The 24,456-nt window shown below is 56.3% G+C and carries 18 protein-coding genes; 5 read left to right on the forward strand and 13 right to left on the reverse strand.

Going from position 1 to position 24,456, the window contains the following annotated elements:
- The first annotated feature begins 209 nt into the window (after positions 1 to 209).
- From ACHZCX_RS11295 to ACHZCX_RS11315, 5 genes are all read left to right on the forward strand, one after another.
- Positions 210 to 1,523: a family 1 glycosylhydrolase gene (locus tag ACHZCX_RS11295; RefSeq protein ID WP_319587332.1), complete on the forward strand. Its 1,314-nt coding sequence runs from the start codon at positions 210 to 212 to the stop codon at positions 1,521 to 1,523.
- Between the two features lie 133 nt (positions 1,524 to 1,656).
- On the forward strand, positions 1,657 to 3,348 hold the full coding sequence (locus tag ACHZCX_RS11300) for an ABC transporter ATP-binding protein/permease (protein ID WP_394708787.1): 1,692 nt from the start codon (positions 1,657 to 1,659) through the stop codon (positions 3,346 to 3,348).
- 23 nt (positions 3,349 to 3,371) lie between these two features.
- Positions 3,372 to 4,559 carry a glycoside hydrolase family 5 protein gene (locus ACHZCX_RS11305; RefSeq protein WP_319587334.1) on the forward strand — a complete coding sequence of 396 codons (1,188 nt, stop codon included), beginning with the start codon at positions 3,372 to 3,374 and terminating at the stop codon, positions 4,557 to 4,559.
- A 27-nt stretch (positions 4,560 to 4,586) separates the two neighbouring features.
- A complete protein-coding gene (locus ACHZCX_RS11310; RefSeq protein WP_319587335.1) occupies positions 4,587 to 5,366 on the forward strand; it encodes an endonuclease/exonuclease/phosphatase family protein in 780 nt (259 codons plus the stop codon).
- 260 nt (positions 5,367 to 5,626) lie between these two features.
- Positions 5,627 to 6,709 (forward strand): transposase, encoded by a 1,083-nt coding sequence (locus tag ACHZCX_RS11315; protein ID WP_394708828.1) that lies wholly within the window; start codon positions 5,627 to 5,629, stop codon positions 6,707 to 6,709.
- Between the two features lie 271 nt (positions 6,710 to 6,980).
- Here the strand turns inward: ACHZCX_RS11315 and ACHZCX_RS11320 are convergent, their stop codons facing one another.
- From ACHZCX_RS11320 to ACHZCX_RS11380, 13 genes are all read right to left on the reverse strand, one after another.
- Positions 6,981 to 7,310 (reverse strand): hypothetical protein, encoded by a 330-nt coding sequence (locus ACHZCX_RS11320; protein WP_319587337.1) that lies wholly within the window; start codon positions 7,308 to 7,310, stop codon positions 6,981 to 6,983.
- Between the two features lie 66 nt (positions 7,311 to 7,376).
- Positions 7,377 to 7,802: a response regulator gene (locus ACHZCX_RS11325; RefSeq protein WP_319587338.1), complete on the reverse strand. Its 426-nt coding sequence runs from the start codon at positions 7,800 to 7,802 to the stop codon at positions 7,377 to 7,379.
- The gene (locus ACHZCX_RS11330; RefSeq protein ID WP_319587339.1) at positions 7,795 to 10,335 is read right to left on the reverse strand and encodes a PEP/pyruvate-binding domain-containing protein; all 2,541 of its coding nucleotides are present in this window, start codon (positions 10,333 to 10,335) and stop codon (positions 7,795 to 7,797) included. The genes ACHZCX_RS11325 and ACHZCX_RS11330 overlap by 8 nt, the downstream gene beginning before the upstream one ends.
- Before the next feature lie 71 nt (positions 10,336 to 10,406).
- On the reverse strand, positions 10,407 to 11,108 hold the full coding sequence (locus tag ACHZCX_RS11335; RefSeq protein WP_319587340.1) for a hypothetical protein: 702 nt from the start codon (positions 11,106 to 11,108) through the stop codon (positions 10,407 to 10,409).
- A gap of 2 nt (positions 11,109 to 11,110) precedes the next feature.
- The gene (locus tag ACHZCX_RS11340) at positions 11,111 to 12,388 is read right to left on the reverse strand and encodes a sulfite exporter TauE/SafE family protein (RefSeq protein ID WP_319587341.1); all 1,278 of its coding nucleotides are present in this window, start codon (positions 12,386 to 12,388) and stop codon (positions 11,111 to 11,113) included.
- Between the two features lie 62 nt (positions 12,389 to 12,450).
- Positions 12,451 to 12,879, reverse strand: coding sequence for a response regulator (locus ACHZCX_RS11345; RefSeq protein WP_319587342.1), 429 nt, complete (start codon positions 12,877 to 12,879; stop codon positions 12,451 to 12,453).
- Between the two features lie 416 nt (positions 12,880 to 13,295).
- Positions 13,296 to 13,826 carry a hypothetical protein gene (locus ACHZCX_RS11350; RefSeq protein ID WP_319587343.1) on the reverse strand — a complete coding sequence of 177 codons (531 nt, stop codon included), beginning with the start codon at positions 13,824 to 13,826 and terminating at the stop codon, positions 13,296 to 13,298.
- 371 nt (positions 13,827 to 14,197) lie between these two features.
- Complete coding sequence (locus ACHZCX_RS11355; RefSeq protein WP_319587344.1) at positions 14,198 to 15,841, reverse strand: ATP-binding protein; 1,644 nt, start codon at positions 15,839 to 15,841, stop codon at positions 14,198 to 14,200.
- Between the two features lie 273 nt (positions 15,842 to 16,114).
- Positions 16,115 to 18,730: a PEP/pyruvate-binding domain-containing protein gene (locus ACHZCX_RS11360; RefSeq protein ID WP_319587345.1), complete on the reverse strand. Its 2,616-nt coding sequence runs from the start codon at positions 18,728 to 18,730 to the stop codon at positions 16,115 to 16,117.
- Positions 18,731 to 18,947: 217 nt separating this feature from the next.
- Positions 18,948 to 19,322: a hypothetical protein gene (locus ACHZCX_RS11365; RefSeq protein WP_319587346.1), complete on the reverse strand. Its 375-nt coding sequence runs from the start codon at positions 19,320 to 19,322 to the stop codon at positions 18,948 to 18,950.
- Between the two features lie 162 nt (positions 19,323 to 19,484).
- Positions 19,485 to 22,097: a PEP/pyruvate-binding domain-containing protein gene (locus ACHZCX_RS11370; RefSeq protein ID WP_319587347.1), complete on the reverse strand. Its 2,613-nt coding sequence runs from the start codon at positions 22,095 to 22,097 to the stop codon at positions 19,485 to 19,487.
- A gap of 55 nt (positions 22,098 to 22,152) precedes the next feature.
- The gene (locus ACHZCX_RS11375) at positions 22,153 to 22,569 is read right to left on the reverse strand and encodes a response regulator (protein ID WP_319587348.1); all 417 of its coding nucleotides are present in this window, start codon (positions 22,567 to 22,569) and stop codon (positions 22,153 to 22,155) included.
- 7 nt (positions 22,570 to 22,576) lie between these two features.
- Complete coding sequence (locus tag ACHZCX_RS11380; protein ID WP_319587349.1) at positions 22,577 to 24,367, reverse strand: ATP-binding protein; 1,791 nt, start codon at positions 24,365 to 24,367, stop codon at positions 22,577 to 22,579.
- Positions 24,368 to 24,456 lie beyond the last annotated feature (89 nt).

Genomic DNA, 24,456 nt, shown 5'->3' on the forward strand with positions numbered 1-24,456 from the left:
GGAATTGAACGTGTGATTCTGACAGCAGGGGGAATGAAGAAGTGTATTCCTACTCCCTTGAGTCGACGAGGTGACCTTGGCGGGAACGAAACCTGACCGAAACGCCCTTCCCGCTTCCTCCTTTTCTCCTCATCACCTGCCAGCCTGAAAAGCGATTTCCTCTAGCCGTAGGTCCTTTGGCTTATCGAGATAATCCAGGGTGATTATTTATGTACGACGTCTTCAGCCTGCCGCCAATCCGCTTCCCTAAAGGCTTTTTATGGGGCAGCGCCACCGCTGGGCATCAGATCGAGGGCGATAATATCCACTCCCAGGCCTGGCACAAGGAGCAGTTGCCGGATTTCCACCAGGAGGACCCGGAGCACACAGTCCGCGCCCCCTCCGGCAAGGCCTGCGACCACTACCGGCTCTATCGGGAGGATGTGGAGCTGATTGCCTCCCTTGGCCACCGGGCCTACCGCATGTCGATCGAGTGGAGCCGGATCGAACCCCAGGAAGGGCAGTGGAATCACGATGCCCTGGCGCATTACCTCGATCTTTTGGATCGCCTCGTCCAGAAGGGTATTCAAATCTTCGTTACCCTGCATCACTTCACCCATCCCCTCTGGTTCGACCAGCTGGGAGGGTTCAGCAAGGCCGACAACCGCCGCTACTTCGAGCGCTATCTCAACTTTCTCGTACCCAAAATCAGCGCGTTCGTCAGCGGCTGGAACGTAATCAACGAGTTCAATCAGTGGGGTGGGCTCACGGCGGGTCCCGCGATTGCACCTCTCAAGTTCAATATGCTGCGGGTGCATGCCATGGGCTACCACCTGATCAAGCTCCACTCGACCGCCCCGGTGAGCAGCGCCCACGCCTTTATCCACTGGTTTCCGCGCCGATTTCACGACGATTTGGACCAGCGCATGACCGGGTTTGCCGACTTCACCACCAATGAATTTTTTTTCCACGCCCTGCGTACCGGGGAGCTGGTCTATCCGGGCGTCGATGCCGAGTTTGATCCCGACGTCAAGGGGGCGCTCGATTTCTGGTCGGTCAACTACTACACCCGCCACATGGTCGATGCCCGCTTGGCCAACCTGGATGGCCCCCGATTCCGCCACAAAGAACTGAGAATGGTCCCGATGCAGTTCTATTTGGAGGAGATGTACCCCGAGGGGTTGATCGCCAACCTGGAGCGGCTGCGCGACTATCCGGTCACCATCACCGAGAATGGCTGCGCCGCCATTGATGACCGTTTTCGCATCGTCTACCTGGCGCTGCACCTCTCGGCCCTGCATGAGGCGATGGAGCGCGGCATGGATGTGCGCGGCTACTTTTACTGGTCGCTCATGGATAATTACGAGTGGACCTCCTTCATCCCCCGTTTCGGCCTGGTGGCGGTGGATTTCCAGACCTTCCAGCGCACCCCGAAACCCAGCGCCTTTTTTTACCAGGAGGTCATCCGGGAAAATGGATTCAGCGGGGAGGCGGTGCGACGGTATTTGGATGCCTTACCCACCTTGCCGCAACCAACAAGATGACTCACGGCACTCGTCCATGTCCCATTGATTGCCTTTTCCTGACCGTGCCGATGCAACCCATCAACCACAACGCGCCGACGAAGGATCAATCCCTCTGATTGGCGTCACTCCACTCCTTGCACCCTGACTCCTTATGCCTCAATCCCGCAATTTTTTGATTGAATTTCTCCGGCTGACCAAACAGTTTTGGCGTTCGAATCGTAAGTTGAAGATTCGCGGCACCGCCCTCCTCCTGGCTGTCTTGACCCTGATGCAAATGGCCATGGCAGTGTTAATGACGCAGTGGAGCGCAGGCCTGTTCAACGCCCTGGAGCAGCACTCCATGAGCGGCCTCATGACCCAGGTGGGCCTGCTGGCGATCCTCCTGGTCGCCGATATGGTTCTGACTGGATCGCATCTGGTCACCAAGCGCAATTTGCAGATCTACTGGCGCGACTGGATGACGGAGCATGTCTTTACCTGCTGGATGAAGGCTGGCCGTCACTATTTGATCTCCCATCTGCCGGGTGAACACGACAACCCGGATGGCCGCATCGCCGAGGATTGCCGTGTCGCCACCGAGTCGGCGGTGGTCTTGGGCCACTCGCTGTTTTACTCCATTTTGCTGCTGATCGGTTTCACGCAGGTACTCTGGTCGCGCTCGGGGGTGGTGACGCTTGATCTCGGATTTTCGCACATTCCCATCTACGGGCACCTGGTCTGGATCGCGATCATCTACTCGGCCCTGGCCTCCTGGCTTGGCTGGCTGGTGAGCCGGCCCTTGACCGGCGCCACCAATGCCCGGCAGTCGGCGGAGGCAAAGTTCCGCGCTAGCCTGCTGGAGGCGCAGGAAAACAGCCAGGCGATCGCGCTGATCCATGCCGAGAGCTGTGAACGGCATCAATTTCGAGAGTTATTCCGCAAACTCCAGGTGGTCTGGAATGCACAAACCGCGGCCTGGCGAAATATCACGATGTTCGGAACCGGCTATGCCACCCTTTCCATGGCCTTTCCGATCCTGATTTCCGCTCCCCGTTATATCCTGGGGAAAATCACCCTGGGCACCCTGATGCAATCCGCCCAGGCCTTCCAGCACATGACCGGCGCCCTCTCCTGGCCGGTCACCAGCGCAGGCGCGATCGCCGAGTGGCGAGCCTCGGTGGAACGTATTTTAAGTCTCCTGCGGGCGTTGGATAATGTGGACGAGGAGCTGGCCAAACCGGACCATTTGATCCAGGTGAAGAGTTTTGATCGACCGGTTTTGGCCTTCCGCGATCTCAGCATCGTCAAATACGACGGGCAGGTTTTGGCCCAGGACATCAACATGGAGATCGGCAAGGGGGAACGTGTCCTGATCACCGGCAACCCCTTCACCGGGGCCAAGCTGTTCCGTGCCATTGCCGGGATACGCCCCTGGGGCAGCGGCGTCATTGAACTCCCCAGCCAAGGCCGCCTCTTCTTCATGCCGCCCCGGCCGTATCTGCCCACCGGCACCCTGCGCGACGCCATCTGCTACCCATCCTCCTCCCGCCGGGTTTTTACCCAGGAACAAATCGAACAGGCGCTCCGTTTGGCGGGCCTTGAAAACCAGATCAATCAGCTCGATGAGAGCGGTAATTGGGTCAATATCCTGGCACCGGCGGAGCAGCAGCGATTGGGCATGGTGCGTCTGCTGCTCAACCGCCCCCAGTGGATATTCCTGCAGGAGGCCTTTGACTCCCTGGACTCTCAGGACGAGGAGCAGATGCTGCGCCTGATCTGTGATCAGCTTCCCGAGGCCACCTTGCTGACGATTTCCCATATGGCCAACGGCGACTCCTTCTACTCGCGCCGCTTGGCCTTATAAAACAACTCTTCAGGAGACCCATCATGGCTACCCCTACGGTTGACGAAAGCGGCGGAAAATCACACGGCAGCAAACTGCGCGGAGTCAATCTTGGCGGCTGGCTGGTGCTGGAGAAGTGGATCACTCCCAGTCTGTTTGATGGGTTGCAGGCCTCCGACGAGACTTCCTACTGCGTCGAATTGGGAGAGACCGAGGCCACCCGGCGACTGCACCACCACTGGAACACCTTTATCACCCGCGACGACTTTGCCTGGCTGGCCCGCGCCGGTATCAACGCGGTGCGACTGCCCGTCGGCCACTGGCTGTTCGGCAAGGACTATCCCTATCATCGCAGCTACGGCGTGGCGCACTATCCCTTTGTGGTCGGGGGCATCGAAATCGTCGACAAGGTCTTTCAGTGGGCCTCGGAGTTCGGCCTGCGGGTGCTTCTTGATCTCCACGCCGCGCCGGGCTGCCAGAACGGCTTTGACAACGGCGGCATCCTAGGTGTGTGCGAGTGGCACACCAAGGAGGAGTACATTCAACACTCCCTGGACGTGCTGGAGTGGTTGGCACAGCGCTACAAAGATCACCCGGCGCTGCACGGCATTCAGGCGCTCAACGAGCCGAGCTGGGACATCCCCACTGACCTGCTCAAGCGCTTCACTCTGGAGGCCTATCACCGCATCCGCCGCCATTGTCCGCCCGAGCGGGCGACGGTGGTGTTCCACGACGGCTTCCGCAGCTTCCGGGAATATGCAGGGTTTCTCCAGGAACCGGAGTTCCGCAACGTGGCCATCGACATCCACCGCTATCAATGCTTTGCCCGCGACGACATCGACATGGACATTTTCGGTCATATCCGCAAAAGCGCCGTGGACCTGCGCAATGAGGCGGACGAGATCATCGGCGATTCGGGCTATCAGGTCTATTGCGGCGAATGGAGTTTGGGGCTGGATCTGAAGGTGGTGTCGCTGTGGGCGGAGGGGCCCTTCAACCATGCCCTGGACGCCATGGACGAATTCCAGATGTCGGCGGCTTTTCGCGGCTATGCCTCAGCTCAGGTGTTGACGTTTGAGAAATACGCCGGCTGGTTCTTCTGGACCTACCGCACCGAGACCACCCCGGAGTGGAGCTATCGAAACTGCGTTGACCAGGACTTTTTCCCCGACCTCGGCCGTTCTGAGCAGATGGCGGGAATACGCAAAATGCTGGATAGAGCCAAAAAATAGGCTGCATGGCCGCAGGAGAACCCAGCCATGATCAAGGTGATGAGCTTCAACATCCGTTATGGCCTGGCCGACGACGGGGAAAATCACTGGAACCATCGCAAATGCCTGGCCCTGGCGAGAATCCAGGCCTTCGGGCCCGATCTGCTCGGCCTCCAGGAATGCCGCGACGACACCCAAGCCGATTTTATCCGCGCCAACCTGCCGGACTACCATTTCTTTGGCACTCATCGGGAAGGCCCTTGGGATACAGCCCTGGAGATGGCGCCCCTGCTGTTTCGCCGCGCGGCCTTCACGTTGCTTGATTCCGGATGCTTCTGGCTGAGCGAAACCCCGGAGATCCCCGGCAGCATCAGTTGGGGCAGCGCTTATCCGCGAACGGCAAGTTGGGCCAAACTCGCCTACCGGGATACGGGCGCTAAGTTGACCTACGTCAACACCCATTTCGACTATGAACCGGCGGCCATCGATGGCGACGCCCAGTGCCTGCGCCACTGGCTCGATCAGCAGGGCTCACACTCCCCGGTGATCGTCACCGGCGACTTCAATACCGGCAAGGATTCCAAAGCCTACCGCCTCCTGACCGGCGAGGGCGCGCTGATCGACACCTTCCGCCAAGTCCATCCTCCCGAGGAGAATGAAGCCACCTTTCACGCCTTTGGCAGGCCTGAGGAGATGGCGCCCATCGACTGGATCCTGGTCTCCGACCATTTCCGCGTTCTGAATGCGCAGATCGACCGTTCGCACGTTGGGAACCTTTTTCCCTCGGACCATTACCCCGTCATGGCCGTACTCGAATGGAAAGCGTAAACAAGCGTTGTTTGTAATTCTCTGATGGTTTTTTGTGGTAGGACGCTACTCTATTGGGATGACGTTGGAGAAGCTTATCAGGAGAGCCTTTTGCAAAAAGACGAGAACTATCGGTAGCCGAGAGGGGCGACTGCCGCACAATTTTCAGTTTAACAATCTGAAATAATTGAGCTTAATGGCATTTCACGGTAAAGTTTTGTATCCAGCAAAACAGAACCGAGGAGAATGCCATGAAGCTCACGGAAAAGATATCATGGTTGATGGGGCGTGTCCAAAGAAGTCTGTTCCCCCATCTGAACGAATGTTTGCCAGCGCCGCTTACCGAGCAGGAGAAGCGGTTGGTGTCGATCCTGGAAATCGTCCAGATAGAACGACATGTGCCCAGGATCGTCACCCGGTATCGGTATCCCGGCCGTAAGCCTCTTGACCGGCAGGCTTTGGCCCGAGCGTTCGTAGCCAAGGCGCTCTATCGTCATCCGACGACCAGCGACCTGCACCGCGCCCTGCAATCGGCAACCAACCTGCGAAGGATATGTGGATTCGGGGCTTCAGGTACTCTGCCGTCAGAGGCCACCTTTTCACGTGTCTTTGCTGCATTTGCTGCTGGCAGTCTGGGCAATGTGGTGCATGATGCGTTGGTGGTGGAATACCTGTCGCGTGAGCTTGTGGGCCACATAAGTCGGGATTCCACGGCGATTGTTGGCCGCGAGAAACCGGTGAAGAAGGTTGCCAAAGAGCCGAAGCCGCGCCGCAAAAGAGGCCGTCCCGCCAAGGGCGAACAACGTGAAGCGGACACTTTAATAAAGCGGATGGATCGCCAGGTGGACCAGACCGCAGAGGAGGCCATTGACGAACTACCGATTGTCTGTGACCGCGGGGCCAAGCAGAATGCCAAGGGGTACAAAACAGCATGGAACGGCTACAAGCTGCATCTGGATACCAATGATATCGGTCTTCCGATCAGCGCCCTTGTTACCTCTGCCTCTCTGCATGACAGCCAGGTAGCTATTCCGCTGATCAAACTGACCAGCCAAAAGGTAACCTACCTCTACGACCTGATGGATGCCGCTTACCACGCCCAGCGGATTGAAGAGACCAGCCGGGAGTTTGGGCATGTCCCGATTGTCGATAGAAATGGACGGGGCAAGGAGGTTGTACCCATGGCCCCTCACGAGGCAGAGCGCTACAAGATTCGATCGTGTGCGGAACGGGCGAACAGTCGGTTGAAAGAAGACTTCGGAGCCAGCAATGTCATGGTCAAAGGGCACAGCAAGGTAAAACTCCACCTGATGCTTGGTGTTGTCGTCCTGTTTGCCGATCAGTTGCTTCGACTGGCCGGATAGAATATCAAAGATCAGAAAATGAGGTTTGTACCCAACGGGGCAAATAGTTCATTTTGCAAGAGGCTCAGGAAAGAAACTTTGTCGGCAGAGAGGAAAAGCTCTCCGTTATCAATGGCTTGGAGTGAATGCATCGGGATAAATGCAGGGCTGGACAGTTACCCGTTTGTCGGTGAGGTCGTAGCGGGACGAGTGAGGGTGAAGCCGGAAGATGTTTGAAGGAACAGGTGGGGCTCGTCGGCCCCACCTCAGGGTATCCCGCCGCCAGGGGCGTTTACAGCTGTTTGTCTTCCGGGTAATTGGAATTGAAGGTGTAGGAGGCGACCGTACCATTCCCGTCGAAACGGACCACCAGATCACGGCTCAGGGTGTCGCTGACGCCGTATTTATAGGTGCCGTAACTCCAGGTCTGCTTGCCGTCCTCAACCCCGGTCCGCCAGGGCGGGCCGAACATCTGTTCGATCTGGGCCCGGGTAGTCTGGTGCAACTGAATCTTTGGCACCATGTGAACATTGAAGTCCTTGCCGGCGCTAACGCAACCGAACAGCATCAGGCCGCAGAGGAAGAAAACGAGGAGACGCAGAGATTTGAGTACGGGTTTCATGGGATTTTTTCCAGGGGGGTGAAAGGTTGGTACCAGGGGGGCACTGCCGAAATTGTCTGCCGGTTGTTACGAAGCGTCGTCTTCTTGGTTGATTAGGGCTTTTTGAGCGGCGAGTTCGATCTTTTCGATCAACTCCCGGACATCGATCGGTTTGAGGCAGTAATCAAAGGCTCCGCTTTCCATGCCTTCGATTCCCGATTTTACCGAGGCGTGGCCGGTGAGGATGATCACCTCAATCAGGGGCCAGCGTTCCTTGACTTTTTTCAGGCACTGGATGCCGTCCATCCCCGGCATGTTCATATCCATGATCACCACATCGATGGCATGGGCTTCCAAGGTTCCCAGGGCATCAAGGCAGCATTCGGACAGGCTGAGCCGAATACCCATCCGCGACAGGTGTTTCTGCATGACCTCCTTGAACTCAGGTTCATCGTCAACCAGCAGCAGATGGATTTTGAGCGCTGCTTCGAGCTTGAAGGCTTGTTCACTCATGGTTCAGCATTTCCCCAATCTCTTGAATGAATTTGTCACGGAAGAACTGCCGTGAGCCGGCATCCGCCATGACCATGTCCAACTGCCGGGTATGAAGGGTGAGATATCCGAGGATCTTAAGCCGATCAGCGACAAACCGCTCGGTTTCCCTCTCCACTCGGGCCATCAGGGCATCGCCGATCCTTTCGACCCGATAGTCAAATTGTTCCAGGACTTCGGCCAGCAATTCGATCCGCTGCACCCGCTGGTCTTCCACGGCGGCCCCGCCTTTAAAACGGAAGGTGATGTAGCGGTCGACCGGCCGATTGCCCAGCATGGCCTCGATCATGGCGTAGTGGTACCCAAGGCGAACGCTGAGATTACAATAATTTTTCGAAATAAGAAAATAATTCTTCTCTCTCAGGGCAGAAGAGTGGGATGGATCGAGGCCGTTATGCACGGCGGATTGAAATAAAAAGGAGACCATGGTTCGCAATCGGGCGGCCGGTGGCCCCTCCCAGGCCACGGCATGCATCCCCTCCCATATGGCCTGCATCGGAGGACAGGTGATGTCGGTAATGGCGATGTCCGTGCGCCGGACATCATAACCGGGCTGAAACCCTTCGCCGAGGTCAATCACCCACCATTCAATCGGCAAGGTGTTGTGCAGCCGTTTGGCTGTCCCCTTGTCGAAATGGTACCGTTTGCCGAAATCGAACATCTCGCTCACCGATTTTTCATGGCAGAATCGGGTGATGTCGTGCAGGGTCCGGCAGCGGCAGGCGTGAAAATCCGGCGAGGCCGGGTCGGTCAGGTTGAGGGGCGAGATCAGTTTGAGCACCGAAATCAGGGTTTGCTGCACCGGGCTGCCATCCATGAGGTTGGAGTGTTTGCCGTTGTCGTGCAACAATTCCTCGATACGTCCCCGGTAGATGGCCCGATTGGCAGCATCGACGGTGACCGTCTCGCCGTTGGTCAGGATTTCGGTGGCCCTGTCCAGGGCCAACAGGGAGGGCAGACCGAATTCCCGGGAGAGGGTGGCCAGATGGCCGGCCTCACTGCCGGTTTCGGCCACCAGGGCGGCGGCCCGCTTCAACAGCGGCGCCCATTCTGGCAAGGGATGGCGGACGACCAATACGGCCCGATTCGGGAAGTGGAGCATGTCCTCCGGCGAGCGGACGATGAACACCGGACCGCAGCCGGTTCCGGCGCAACCGGTCACCCCGCCATAGAGCACCGCCCGTTCGTCAGCCGGGACAGACTGATCCGCTGCCGGTGCCTTGATGGCGGCTGCCGAGATCGGCCGGCTCTGGAGAATAAAAAGTGTTCCGGCTGGGTCGATTGACCATTCAATATCCTGCGGCGCCCCAAAATGATATTCCAGCTGCATGCCGATTTCGGCCAGACTGACCGCCTGGGTATCGGTTAGCCATGCCCCAAGCGCATCCTCTGCCTCCAGGCGCTGAACGATGCGGTGCGGTGCGGTTCTCTCCATGAGCAGGTGAATGGTTGAGCGGGTGCCGTCGACGATCCCTTTGGCACTGCCGGGGGCAAAAAACAAGTCCAGGGTGTCACCCCGGCCACCAATGGAGCGCGAGTAGCAGATGCCGCTGGTGGCCGCCCCGATCATGGCCAGAAAGCCGACGCACATCTCGGTTTGCTCGTGACGAAATCCTTTGGCCAGCCGGTAAGAGATGGCCCGGGGGGTGTATTTCGAGGCCAGAACCGATTTGTAAGCGGAGACCAGCGTGTCGCGCCCCACGTCTAGCTCCGTGTGATATAACCCGGCAAAGGAGGCCTGACCGAGGTCTTCGCCCAAGGCGCTGGAACGGACCGCCACCTTGAGATTCGGTATGGAGGCGGCCAGCCGGTCAAAATGGGTAAAAATGAGCGATTCCAGCTCCGGCGGCAGCGGGCTATTCCGGATTATCTCCTGGATCGCTGTGCTCTTGCGGTGGAGATCGTCCAGGTCGGTGATATCCAGCTGCTGGATGATGTGATTGATCTTCGGGTACAACTGGTTGCGTTGGAAAAAAAGCCGGGTGGCAACTGCGGTCAGGGCGAATCCGGGAGGAATCCGGATGCCGGCAAGGGAGCCGGCCTCGCCCAGATTGGCCATTTTTTCCCCGGTCAGGTCGGCTTGGGCACGGCCGATCCGTTCCAGGTCCAGGACGGGCTCTCCCTCGGGGCGTCCCTGGTCCCCTGCCAGGAGTGTTTCGATGGACTGCTGCAGGCGAGAGAAAATCCGCTCAAGTTCGCTGTAGCGGCCGTCGGAAATCTTGTTGAGATTACGGATTATTTTATAGACATTAACCGTCACCAGGGTGCAGCGGGCCCGGATGAAGGTCATCGACAGGGTACGGCCGTCGCGAAGGGCCTTCTCCAATTCAGCCATGGCTTCCAGGGTGTTGGTGTTGGCGGCCAGGAGTTCGCGGAAGCTGCGGTACCGGGCGGTGAACAGCCGCTGCAGCTCTTCAGGACTGAGGAGGGGCGGGGCGGGCGATGGCCGCAGGGAACGCCGAAAGGTGGTGAGGAACCGGTCAATAATCGTCATGGCAATAAAAAAAGGCTGCGGTGGGATCAGAAGTCCTGCCGCAGCCCGGTTGTCATGGTGTGATCAAGGGATCAGTGATCAAGTTTGATGCCCAATCCTTCGAATAGGTACAGTAGGCCGAAACCGTACCACATGGTGTAGATGACATAAAAGGCGAGGGAGGCAATCAACAGGACGATCTCCTCCTTGACCGGTTTTGCCTCAACCTTGTAATAGTTGTAAGCTGGTTCGATCGCCTTGGACATGCAGTTCTTGACGAACTTGGCCTGTTCAAACTGTCCCGCTTTGGTCATGTCCTTTTCCATGGCCGCCAGGGACTGAAACCAGGAATAGACGGTCTGGCGTTCATCGACGCCGTATTTCGCGGTCAGTGCCTGGCCATCGTTTTTATACATGGCGTCGGCATCCTTGAGCATGATGGTGATCATGGTGCCGAAATCGCCGCTGACCTTGACCTTGTCGCCTTCGGCGGCAGCGGTGATCTTGTTGGTGGTGAACAGTTTGGCGGTGACCGCCGCCTCCTCAGGAGTTTTCATTTTCAGGGAGGTGGTGAATTGCTGGCCATTGTACTTCTCGGCCTTCTTCATCTGCTCGGGAATGTAATAGGCCGAGCTTTTGGACAGTTGATTGAAAAAATTATCGAGATAGTCGAGCCCGTTGATCTTTTCGCCGTGGGTTCCAGGGAACAGCGGCATGAAGATGGCAAACAGGATGGCGAAGAAGGATGCCAGCAGGAGCAATCCTTTGGTTTTGAGTTGAGCTGAACTTGCCATGATCAATGCACCTCCCCTTTCAGGACCTTGAGATTAGAAAAAAAGCACCAGAAGACCCACACCGCGAAGGTGGTGATGATGATGAAGAAACCAACGTTGCCGATAAGATCGACCACCGTGATAAAACCCTTAGTGAGCTCAATATAGCCCATCTTCATCAGTTTTTCCGGCAGGGCGCAGACCCGGTTGAGAAAACCGGCGGTTACGGTGACAGCGTAGAAACCGCGGATGGTGGTGCCGGGAACAACCTTGGTGACGATCGAGCCGACCTGAATACCGATCAGGGAGCCGAGCAGCATGCCCATGGCCAGGGTGTAGAAAATGAAGCCGTAGATGGCATACTGGCTGATGGCGGCATAACCGGCGGTGAACACGATCTGGAAGATGTCGGTGCCGACCGTGGTCATGGAGGAAACACCTAGACCGTAGACAAACATCGGGAAGGTGAGGAAACCGCCGCCGACGCCCATGATGGAAGCAGCCATACCGACGATGAAGCCGCTGATCACCAGGAAGATGGAAGAGATCCGGCGACCGCCGGGGGTGATGTTCTCGTCGAAGGTCAGCATCGGCGGGATGTTGATGGACTGGATGCGTTTACCCATGGCCGGGATTTCTTCGGCGATCTTGGTGGCGCCTTCTTCGATCACCACTTTTTTGGAGCGTGACTTAAGGAAGTCATTCATCGCATAAAAAGCAAGGAATCCGAGGATAACGACATAGATGGCGGTGATGAACATGTCGCTCAGCACCGGGTTGGCGTCATAGATCTTGCGGTTGACATAGCCGCCCAAGGTCGAACCGGCGATGGCGCCGATCAGGAAGGTAACGGCCAGGGAAACCGAGATGTTACCCATCTTGCGGTGGAGAACCGATCCCATGATCGCCTTGGCAAAGATGTGGAAGAGATCGGTACCGACGGCGAGGATACCCTTGACGCCAGCACTCATCAAGGCCGGGGCGATAATGAAGCCGCCGCCAGCGCCGATGCAGCCGGTGATCAGACCGGCGCAGACGCCGACCAGGACGGAGGCGCCGAAGATGAGGTTGGTGTAGTGCGAGGGTCCGTAGGCTGTTTTACCGCCGATGAAGCCGGGTAGAGCCTGGCCAACGGCGTCGGCAAAGGCGATGCCGCCCAGGAAAACGGGGATGAGCAACAACCCCAGGACCAGAAGCCGCGTACGGCTCCGCAGAATGTTGTTGGACATTTCCAATTCCCACCGGGCGTGGGCATGAGCCCCGGCCACCATGAATTGGTTCAGATCACGAAAAAACTTCATTTTTTTCTCCTTTTGGTTGTCGATAAAAACGGGTTTTTGGGTTTACAAGAAGGCTGTGCCGGTCAACCCGGCCGAACCATATCTTTTTTGATCTGAGCCATCTCGATCTTGTTCTGCTGTTCCCGTTTCCGCTCGAAGGCGGCGCTGAGTTTTTCGAACAGCGTATCGAGTTCCATGGGCTTCATCAGGTAGTCAAAGGCTCCATATTTAATGCCGTTGATACCGGACTCCACCGAAGCATGGCCGGTGAGCATCACCACCTCGGTCATGGGTGCCATTCTCTTGATTTCGCGCAAGATTTCGATACCGTCTCTTCCCGGCATCTTAACGTCAAGGAGAACGACATCATAGTTCTTTTTCGCGATCATTTCCAGGGCAGTCTCCCCCTCCGGTGCGCTTTCGCATTCGAGATCGCGTTTGCTCAGTCTTTTGACGGTCATTTCCCGGAATTCCTCTTCATCGTCGACGATCAGAACGGAAAACAGTGACATGGTATTTCTCCTCTTGGATTATTTAGGTGAAAGTGGGGAATATGGTCGCTTTCCCGCTTCTTTCTTTCCGTGCGTACCGGCCATGAGCACAGAATCAATGAGCTCGTTCGCTCTGTGCGCACGGGGCCGGATGGGTGGGTAATGGTATGGTCTTCTCTGCTGTTCCGCATCGGCAATTGGGAGGAAAACGAGAGGACAGGTGATGCGCCGCGCAATTGTGCGGGAAGGCCGAACCTGATGGCGCCGTGGTGGGGGAGACCACGGCAACCATCGCCAGGTTCGACGCTCCAGCCGGCGCAGCGCACCGGCATATGAAAAAGCGGGAACAGATCGGGGCCGCATTCAGCAAACAGAGCCGTCGTTTGTTCCAGCCCGGTATGTCTTTTGGTTCTTTGCTGAATCATGGCCTTTCTCTGTTACTCGCTGAGAAATTGGTCGAGTTCGATAGTCCGATCGGCAGCAAAAGTGTAGATCGGGGTGGAGCCGTTGACCATTTTTCTGATCTGCCGTTCTGGTTCACGGTTGCCGGCATCCTCTTGCAGCAGGACAATGACATCCGGGTGAAAGGTGATGATCTTCAACTCGATGTTGGGATCCAAGCGGACAAAATCAAAAATATAGGAGGTCCGTTTTCGCAGCTTGTACAGGGCCCAGATGACCTCGGTGGTGACCGCGTGGGGAACGGATTCGTCGGTGAGGACAAACAGAATTTTTTTACTGTTGCCCTGGAGCAATCTGTCGGGAATAGGGATGTTGTGACGGACGAGGTGTTGGATCAGGTCATGGGAATGGATCAGTTTCCTGCCGTTGACTTCGACGACCGGGACGAGTCCCTTGCCAATCCACTTGCCGAATCGTTCGTCTGAAACAGAGCAGATGACCGCTGCCTGTTCCAGGTCGAGGTATTCAAGATCGTTGGGTGTGAATGGTTTTTGTCCGTTCGTCATGGCTTCTCCCTGTCGCCTTCGGAAAGGTGAACACGCTTGCTGCCTGTAATATTGCAGGACAGGGGCCAGTTGTCGGCAGGGAATAAATAAATTTAATTTACTTTAAATATCAGTTTGTTAGATGGTGAGGGCGGTCTGGGGCCGAAGGACCTTTCGACGATGGCCGGGGAGAGGGGTGTAGATAGTGTGACGGCGAGGTGGTGCTCGGTATTTATACGCTTGATATTAAATGGTATTTTTGTATGTGTAAAATGGGTGACAACTGGGGCGGATATGAGCGGGAGTGTGTAAAAAGGGTGCCGGCAGGGCGGGGTGCGGAACGCGCGTCTCCGCCTGCCGGAAATGTGATCATAAGCCGACCCGGGGTGGGATCAACTCCGCAAAGGCAGTTTCAGCGTAAAAAGAGCACCGCTCTGCGGCCTGTTTTCCACGGTGATGGTACCGCCCAGTTTATGGGCAATGTCGCTGCAGATGGAGAGCCCTAAGCCGGTCCCCTTTCCCGCCTCCTTGGTGGTAAAGAACGGTTCCCAAATTCTTTCCAGGAGCTCGGGCGTGATCCCTGGGCCACTGTCAGCGATCTGCACATAAACCTCCTTGGCGCTTCGGGAGGTGGTGATGTCGACCTGTCCTTCTGACCCCACAGCATCCAGGGAATTTTCGATCAGGTTCATGAGGATCTGCTGCACCTGCGCCCCGTCGGTTTTGATCATCGGCAGACTCTCTTCGAAATGCAGGTTGAGAACAATATTGTTGCTGTTGGCCTCGCTTTCGAGGAAAGAGATGGTTTCCCTGATCAATTCATTGAGCTGGACATCGTATTCAGCGCTGATCTTCCGCGAAAAACCGAGCAGACGGTGGGTGATGGTGCCGGCGCGGTGGACATGCTGCTTGATCTTGCCCACTGATTTCCGGTACTCCTCCAGATTCTCGATATTTTTGGGGTTTTCTTCCTGGAGGAGTTCGTCGATCCACCCGGCCTGCATCTGAATCAGTTGCAGGGGGTTGTTGATTTCATGGGCAATGCCGGCAGCCAAACGGCCGATGTTCGCCATTTTCTCGATATGCGCCATCTGCTGATCAAGGGTTGTCTGCTCCCGGTCGGCCCGTTGGATCCGATCGACGATGAACCGGCTGATGCCAGCGGAAATCAACAGAAAAAGGGCGGCGGTGATGATGACCATAAAGATAATGCGGTTGCGGTATTTGTAGTATCCTTCCAGGGAATCGGTGATCCTGGTTTTAACCACCAAAAGCCACATGTTGCCGTTGAGCCACTTGCTGGCATAGAGGTATTCGTCATCGGTGAAGAGTTCCGTACCGGAATGGTGTTTCAGCATCCTGATTTCCATCTCGCTCAACTTTGGGGCCTTTTGCAGGCTGGGCGTTTGAAATTCGCCGTTGGAGTTGAGGATGAAGGCGTCGCCGTTGGCGCCAATCTGGGCGCTGTATAAGAGTGAGTTGAAGATCCCGGAGTTGATAGTCGCCCGGAGGACAAAGGTTTTCATTGGATCGGTCAGGGCAATGACGAAGTGGGGATAGTTGCGAAAACCACTGAACACATCGCTGACATAGGCACCGCGTACCAGAACTTCGCTGAACCAGGGTGATTCCTTGTAGTTCTTGCCTTCGACTTTATCCTGGTACGGCCCGACATAGGCCAGTTGCTTGCCGTTGGTGTCGATCAGTTGCAGGTCGACGATTTCTCCTTTCGATCCTTCCCGGTTGACGGCGAGAAACAACTTGTTGAAATTGTCCTGGTCCTTCAAAAAGTCGAGCTGGTAAAGGTGCATCAAGGTCGAGAGGAAATTGACCTGGCCCTGGAGAAAGGTGTTAATCACATCATTGCGGTTTTCCACCACCTGCCTAGCCGTTACTTCGATGTCATTGATCGACAATTGTTTGAAGTTATAAATCGAGCCCGAGGCGATAATGAGGATGGGGATGATGCCACTGATAAAAAAGCCTGTGGAGAGGAGCCGTTTCAAACGGAGGTAGTTTTTCAATTTTTCGCGCATGGCATTTTATCGTTGAGGTACGGGCACAAATGGCAACCCTGGGGGCTGGGCAGTCATCTCTTCTTTCGGAGAGGAATGGCGGTTCCTCCATCACTGGCGACCTCGAGGCCGCTTTGTTGGCTCGGCGGCTATTTCCGTTTGTTCTTCATTCGGATACCGATGGCCAGGCCGATGATGATGGAGCCGATGATAATAATCAGGAGTATGAGGTTTTGCATGGTTTTCTTCCTCAGTTGAGGTTTTCTGGGGTCAGATGAAACGGCATGGTGTCTCTCAGGCGGCCGTTGGCTGGGCTACAAGCTTATAATTGCCGGCGACGAAATTCTCTGCAACCCATTCCACGCTTTGTTCCGTGGTCATGAGCATGTCGAGCTGGCGGGTGAAGATCAGCAGGCGGCCAAGGATATCCATTCGGCTTTCGATATAGGATTTGGGATATTTCTGCAGCCGCGCATCGACCTTGTCACCTTTGACGTTGACCTTGAACCCTTCCCGGTCAAGAATCAGGGAGATGGCCCTGACCCGCCTGTTTTTACGGACGTCGTCGGCCGCTCCGCCCTTGAAGGTGAAGGTGATGTAATTTTTATTGATCGTCTCGCCGCAATAGGCATCGACCACGGAGTAATGATACCCCACCCTTGAGCTGAAATTGAGATACTTGTCGGCGATGATCGCATAGCTGCGGTCACCGAACCGCTCGCCGACATGGCCGGGGGCCAGGGTCTGTTCCTTCATCACCGACAGCAGGCCGGAAAAGTTGACCGGCCGGGGTTCAAGCCCATGCACATCCTTGTTGAGCATGCCCTGCAGCAGGGCCAGGAAGGGGACGGAGACGATCTCGTCAATCTTGACCGCGTTCCATTTGACGGTGGCTTCCTCTTTGAGCCCGTTGCCCAGGTCAATCAGATGGATATCCATGGGCAGGGGGGCGTCGAGTTTGAGCGACCAGCCGTGAAATTTGGAGGCCAGATCGCTGATCTGAAACATCTCCTTGTAGGAAAATTCATGGCAGTAGCGGGCGAGATCGTGCAGGGTCGCACATCCGGCCGGGGTGAATTCAGGGGCATCGGGATTGACAAGATTCAGGGGAATGACATACCGGGCGATCCGCTGCAACTGTTCATAAACCGGTGTCCCTTTCATGTGGGCTTCGTCCTTCTTGACCGCGGCCAGCAGTTCGGAAACTGTGCCTTCGTAGACCCTCCCCGTATAGGCGTCCACCGTCACCTCCATACCCGGTGGTATCCGGTCCATCACCGGCTGGGAGGTGATGATGGTCGGCACATTGAATTCGCGGGCTAGCGCCGCCATGTGGCCGCTGACGCTTCCCGCCTCAACGATGATGGCGCCGCAGGTGCGCATGATCAACACATATTCCGGTGATGAATGCCGGGAAATCAGCACCCCGCCCGGCGGGAAATTGGCCAGATCCTCCATCGCCCGGACATAAAAAACCGGTCCGTTGCCCACACCCTGGGAGGCGATTTCGCTGCTGTCGATAAGGAGCCTGTACCCCTCAAGGGGCGCAGCCTTGAGCAGACAGAAATCTTTAGGGCTCTGAATTTTCAGCGGCCGGGACTGGAGAATCAGTAGGTTGCCGTCCGGGGCCAGTGCCCACTCGACATCCTGTGGACATTTGTAGTGTTTTTCCAGGACTGCGCCGTAGCCGGCCAGGGTCCGGATCTGCTCGTCTTCGAGGCAGGGTGCACCCTGCTGCTCAGGAGCAACGGGCCTTTCTTCAACCCCGCCCTTCGTATTGAGGACCAGTTGCACCGGTTTGACCGCCACATTTTTTTCCAGCAGGGCTAGGTGTTCATCCTTGGACACGGTGTAGGCATCCGGTGTAACCACCCCATCGACGGCGTAGGGACCCAACCCCCAGACAGCGTTGATCAGAATGTTTTCATTGGTTATGTCGTAGGGGTGGCGTGTGTAGAGCACGCCGCTGGCCTGGGAGTCGACCATCTTGAGGCAGGCCACGGCCATGGCCAGATCCTCGTCGTAGACGCCCTTGGAACTGCGATAAGAAAGGGACCGGGCCGAGTAGAGGCTGGCGATAATCGACTTGTAGGCCTCGCAGATTTCGGATCGGGTCACGCCCAGCAGGGTCAGATACTGCCCGGCATAGGAGATGTCGCCGTCCTCGCCCACGGCGCTGCTCCGCATGGCCACCAGGACAGTGGGATCATCGCCCCAGATTTTTTCACAGGCCAAGAGAATTTCCTGCTCCAACTCGGGTGGCAGGGGCTTTGCCTTGACCAGATCCAGGGTTTCGGCGCTCAGGCTGTTCAACAGATCGAACTCGTTGACGTAGATCAGGTTTTTTTGCTTGATGATCTCTTCCTTGAGATCATTGTACTCGAAAAAATCGTGAAATCCCTTGGTGGTGATGGCAAAGCCCTCGGGAACCGGAATATTGAGACAGTTTTTAATTTCACCGAGATTAGCGTTTTTGCCGCCGGCCCAGTCGGCGTCCTTGAGCAAGATCTGTCCGTAGGGCATGATCGCATGCGGCGCCTGTTCGGCCTTTCTTTCTTCGATGATCGTCTTGATCTGACCGTTGATCCGTTCAAGCGAGGCATACAGGTCGCGATGCTTGCTGCCGGACATGACGTTGAGGCTTTTGACCATCTGAAAAGCGTGTTTGAGGGACTTGTTGAGCTGATTGTTGATATAGGTCAGACCAAAAACCTGTTCGCCTTTGAGTTTTTCGTCCATGTCGGACAGAGCGGTGAGCAGTTCGGAGTTGGCAGCCAGCAGTTCCTTGAACAGAGCATACCGGAACCGGAACAGCGTATTCATCTCCGATGGATTGCCGGGCTGGCCCGAGCCGTTCCTGTTCCGTATATCCGTGAACAATTTTCTGAGATTCTCGAGAATGGTGGGCATGGCATCTTCCTGCGACTAAGGTTCGTTCTGCGTGATGGCCGGTGGTGCGGCATCGATCGGGACCGTGAAGAAATTCATATTCCTCTGTATTTCGATACCTTGTACTTCCGTTGCTGCTTTGTGTTCGATGGGTGCGGGCTGCTCTGCCCCCGTTCAGCCCTCCCTTCGCGGCACTTACCTGGGCGATTTTTTTCCGGATTTGTTTGGGTCGACTCCTTCAGTTTCCGCTACCGACGGTCAGGTTGCTCTTGGTCCTACGCACGTAGGTTTCTTTCTGCGCTCCCTTCCAAAAATAGCTCACCCATATCCCCTCCGTAGTCGCCTGCAGTAGCGCCGAATACACAGGGGCGGCCTTTTCCTGGAGATATTCGCCGGTAAGATTGGGATGGACAATCAGCTTGCCGCTGGGTTCCATGACAAAGGCATAGGGCGTGTAGGTATCGGCGGCGTAACTCGTGGCAACTTTTCCATTGTCGATGGCCACGACCATGTCATCGACGTTTATCTTGATGGCGGCTTTGTCCGCGGACGAGGCCTCTGTCGTCAGCAAGAGGTATGCCACCATGCACAATGTGCCTAAGATTTGTTTCATTGTTCCCCCGTTGATTGAACCGCCATCCTTTATGATGCGCCTTCCTGCATGCATCGGTAAGAGGTAGTCCGGAACTTCCGGCGCGGCTGTTTTGGCCCTTCAATTCATTTTGTACGCAGTCCATGGACTGCTTGCTCACCCTACCGTTCCCGGTAAGCTCGGTCACTTGAGCAGCGAATCGATATCCTTGGTCAGTTTGTTCATGTAATAAGTGACCAGCGCGCTGTTGCCCATAATCATGTCGAGTTGTCGGGTATGGAGCGTCAGGTAGCCAAGAATTTTGAGGCGGCTGATCATGTATTCCATGTCGTGGCCCTCGGTGCGGGCGTCGACATTGTCGGCATTCACCGTGGCGCGGAAGCCGTACCGCTCCAGGATCTCCTTGATGAAATTCACTCGGCCCAGGCAGCGTTCAAAGTCGGCGGCCCCACCCTTGAATTTGAAGCCCAGATAGTTTTCGCCGGATCGCTCGCTGACCATGGCCTCCATGGTGGAAAAGTGATACCCCAGGCGGGAACTCAAGGTACAGTAATTCTTCGAGACCATGAAATAGTTGCGATCCGCGTATTTGGATTTGATGCCCGGCACTAGGGCGGTATTCATGGTCGAGCGGAACATGATCGAGGTCATGCCTTTGCCGTCCATTGCCGGCGGGCCGTCCCAGGGAATGGCGGCAAACCCCTCCCAGAAGGCCAGCATCGGGATGGAGGCAATATCCTCCAGCTTAGCGTATTTGCCGTGAATTTCGTGGGTGAAGCCGTCATCGAGGTTGAGGATCCACCAGTTCATCGGCACCCGGTAATGGAGCTGTTTGCTCGAGCGTTCGGAAAAACTGTGATCCCTGCCAAAACTAAACATCTCCATAACCGATTTTTCATGGATAAAGCGGGTGATGTCGTGGAAGGTCTGGCAATTCTGGGGGACAAAATCCCGCGATTCGGGATCAAGGAGATGCAGGGGAATGATCTGCCGGCTGACTTCCTTGAGAGATTCGTATACTGGACTCCCGAGCATCAGCTTAGGCTCCGGACGGGTCCATTCGAGCAGGGGGGCAATGTTGCCCAGATAGACCCGCCCGAGGTCAGCGGCCACCGTGACCGCATCACCGTTATGCATCCGGTCCATGGCCCCGCTGACCCCGAAAATAGCGGGGATGCCGAATTCCCTGGCGACATTGGCCAGATGCCCAGCAAACCCTCCCTGCTCTGAAACAACCGCAGCGGCGCGGGCGACCAGCGGCGCCCAGGTGGGCAGGGCCTGTTCCACCACCAGGATCGATCCTTCGGAAAATTGAAGGATATCGACCTTCTTTCGCACCTTGTAGACTTTGCCGCAAGCGACACCGGGGCTGGCGTTGATGCCGCCCTCGACCAGCAGCGACGGCTCAAACCGCTTAAGATCCAGTTCCGCTCCGGGCAGGATCGCTTCCATCTGCTGCAGAGGGCGGGTTTGCAGGATAAAGATCTTGCCTTCGGTGTCTATGGCCCACTCGATATCCTGGGGCATTTCGTAGTACTGCTCGATGCGAATCGCATGGTCGGCCAGTTCATGTACCTGTGCATCGGTGAGGGAAGGGGTGCTGGCGAGATCGCTTTCGGTTTCGGTACGGATGCACCCCTCGCTTTCGAAACAGACGATCTTGTACCCCTTCTCCCGCACCTCCCGGCGCAGGATGGTCAGGGCGTCGTCGCGGGACACCACGAACAGGTCGCAGAGGTCGTTACCGTCGACCACTGCCTTGGGCAGACCCCAGGTCGAGTTGATGTAAAGAGCATCATCCTTGGAATTCAGCGGGTTGCAGGTATAGATGACGCCGCCGGCAACAGCATCGACCATGGCCAGGCAGCCGACGCACATGGAGATATCCTCGTCCCGGAAACCGCGGCTGATTTTGTAGGTAATGGCCTGGACGCTGTACTTGGAGGCCATCACCTGCTTGTAGTAGTAGAAAAACTGGGAAAAACCGACGTTGAGTTCGCTGCGGTACTGACCTGCAAAGGAGGTATTCTCGGAATCCTCACCGAAGGCGCTGCTGCGGACCGCCATTCGGATTTCCTGGCCGTTGTTGGCCGCCTTCATTCGAGTGTAGGCATCGACCACGGCAAGGTAGATGGGTTCCGGCACCTCGGCCGACATGATCAGTTGGCGAATCTGGGAACTGACCAGGTCAAGATTACGGTCCTCGTCGGAACCCGCTACCTGGAAGAGCCGGTCGATTTCCCGCTGCAGACCGTCGGCTTGCATGAACATGTCGTGGGCCGCAGCGGTGATCGCAAAACCTTCGGGCACGTTCATGTGGATTCTGTTCTTCACGTCGCCGAGATTGGCCATCTTGCCACCGACCAGGCCGGTCATTGTGCTGGCCAGCGCCTCCAGGGGGATGACCAGCCGCTTATCGGGATTCTGTTTTTTGGCACCGAGCAGGGCGTCGATCCGTTTTTGAATGGCGACAAAACTGTCCTTGAGGGCGGTGTATTTTCCGGGGGAAATATTCTCCATGGCATTGATCATCCGGAACACATTGACCGAGATCGAGGTGCAGTGCGTCTGGACGAACGACATGCTAAACGACTCGTTGCCCTGCAACGCCCGCTCGATGTCGGCCATGCCGTCCAGAATCCTGTTGTTGGCGGCCAGCAGCTGCTTGAAGCTGTGGTAACGGGATTTAAAAGTCAGCCGCAGGGCTTCAATCTCTTCGGATTCCAGAGCGGGATCATTCTCCTCCTGGTTGAGGAAGAAGAATTTTTTTGAAAACGCGGCCAGTTTTTTCAGCATGGATCGCCTTTATCGGCAACAATGGCAGGGAGCACGGTAAAGCCCGGATCGGCTTTTACTGGTTCGGTTCCCGTTGCTGCTTTTCGTTGAGTTTCTTCCGGGTGTAGGCATCTTCGATTTTGTAGAGCAACTCGTCAATGTTGATCGGCTTCATCAGATAATCGAAGGTGCCCAACTGCATCAATTCGATCGCGTTGTCAACGCTGGTATTGCCGGTGAGCATGATCACCTCGATCAGCGGCTCGATCTTTTTGATTTCGATGAAGGTTTCCGAGCCGTGCATTCCGGGCATCTGTTGATCAAGGACCACCACCTCGGGAGGATCGTTTTTCACCTGCTCGATGGCCTCCTCGCCGCTACCAGCCGAGTGTACGATAAAGCCCCGGACCGTCAGTTGGCGTGCCGTGGCCTCGCGGAAAATATCTTCGTCATCAACCAGCAATACTTTGAAGTTTCTTTCATTCTTGTCCATGCGTCGCTTATTTGTCGTGTTGTCTGATGGCTTTTTTTGCCTGTTCATTGATTGGGAGCAGGACGGTAAACGAACTGCCCGCTCCCCGGATACTGTTCACCTTGATGGTTCCGCCGAGATATTTGACGATACTGGCGGCGATGCTCAGGCCCAGTCCTGTCCCTCTGCCGCCGCCTTTGGTGGTGAAAAAGGGGTTGAAGATGCGCGGCAGATTTTCAGCGGGGATGCCCTTGCCGGTGTCGGCGATGGTCACCCAGATCATCCCCTCCTTTGATTCGGTGGAGAGAGTGATCGTGCCCTTGTCGAGTATGGCGTCGCCAGCATTGATGAGGATGTTGGAGAATACTTGGCGCAGTGGTTCCGGTTCAGCGAGGATGTGGGGCAGGTCGGCATTGAGATTGCTGACCACCTCGATGTGTTTGGGCTTGAATTCCACCTTCTTCAGCCGGTTGACCACTTCATCGACCAGGGCGTTGACATCACACTCCACGACGGCAGGGGTGCGGCTCTTGCCCATATCCTGCAGCTTGCGGGTGATGCCCTTAGCGCGGTCGGCCGCGGTGTCGATCACTGAGAGTTCCTTGCAGATGGCCTCCGGACTGTGATCAAGTTCAAATTCCGGGTTGAGCATGTCCCGGATGACGCCGCTAGTGGCCATGATAATCGCGAGCGGATTGTTGATTTCGTGGGCAACCCCCGCTGCCAGTTCGCCAATGGAGGCCAGTTTGGAGGCATGGGCAAGCATTTCCTGCAGTTGCTGACCTTTTTCGGCCATGCGCCGTGCCCGGCTGACCAGTTTTTTAATGGTGAAGAAGATCATGGCCGAGATCAGCAAGCTGATGGCAATCAGGCTGATGGTCAGCACCAGGCGCGCCTTGATCATGCCGGCCTGGGCCACGGCCACCGGCTGTATGGCCAGCAGCGCCCAAGGGGTTTCCTTGAGCCAGGAATGGGCAATCAGCATGGTTTGATCATCATACTGGACCTCTTCCACTCCCGCCGCCTCGGACACCGGCGGAATATAAGCTCTTCTTCCGGGGATATGACTGCGGCCCGGGTCCACCACCTGATATTGTCCCTGCTGGTTGATGAGGGTGGATTCCACTTCCTTGCCCTGGCTGATGGCCCGCAGGAAGATATAGAGTTTGTCCGGATCCAGGGTGGCGCGCATCACATAGGTGCGACCGTCGAACACCTGTTTGGTGGCAATAGTGAAATGGGGAACGTTGCGGAATCCGAGGTAGATATCGCTGATCAGGTAGCTCTTGTTCTCTTTCAGCAGGGTCTGGTACCAACTTTCCTTGCTGTAGTCCTTGCCCAGCAGCGAGGGATAAGGGCCGGCGTAGCCTATCTGAATCCCTTTGGTGTCGAAGAAGCCGACATCGACAAAGCCGTCGTTGTACTGTTTCAAGCTGCTCAGTGAGTTCTCCATGTGCTCCGGGGTAGGTTTGAGGGAGAATTCCTTGCTGTGAAACAGGTTGTAGAGATTGACCACTCGTTCCTGGAGGTAGAGATCAATGGTGTTTTTCTGGCTTTCCGCGACCGCCTCCAGATTGAGTTTGGCGCTTTTTTTCAGGGTATGGGTGAACTGGAAATGAAAATAGGTGGAAAGCAGAGCGTTGGGCAGGAGAAAACCCAGAACCAGGCCAAGGATCAACCTGGTCTGGAGTTGTTTGAAATGCTGCCGGATACGGCCCAGGTTGGCTTGGCTGTCGGCAGGGTCATAGACATGTTCGGTGGCATCGCTTTTACTTACGGGTATGTCATCGAGCAGGTGGCTGGTATCCCAGACTCTCATAAGATTGTTCTCCGCCTCCCCGTCACGGTGTTCCGCCGTCCGCACCCCGTGCCAGGTTTCTGTTCTACCCGGTGGCGGCCGGATGAAGG

The organism is uncultured Desulfobulbus sp. (assembly GCF_963662935.2).
Taxonomy (GTDB): Bacteria; Desulfobacterota; Desulfobulbia; order Desulfobulbales; family Desulfobulbaceae; genus Desulfobulbus.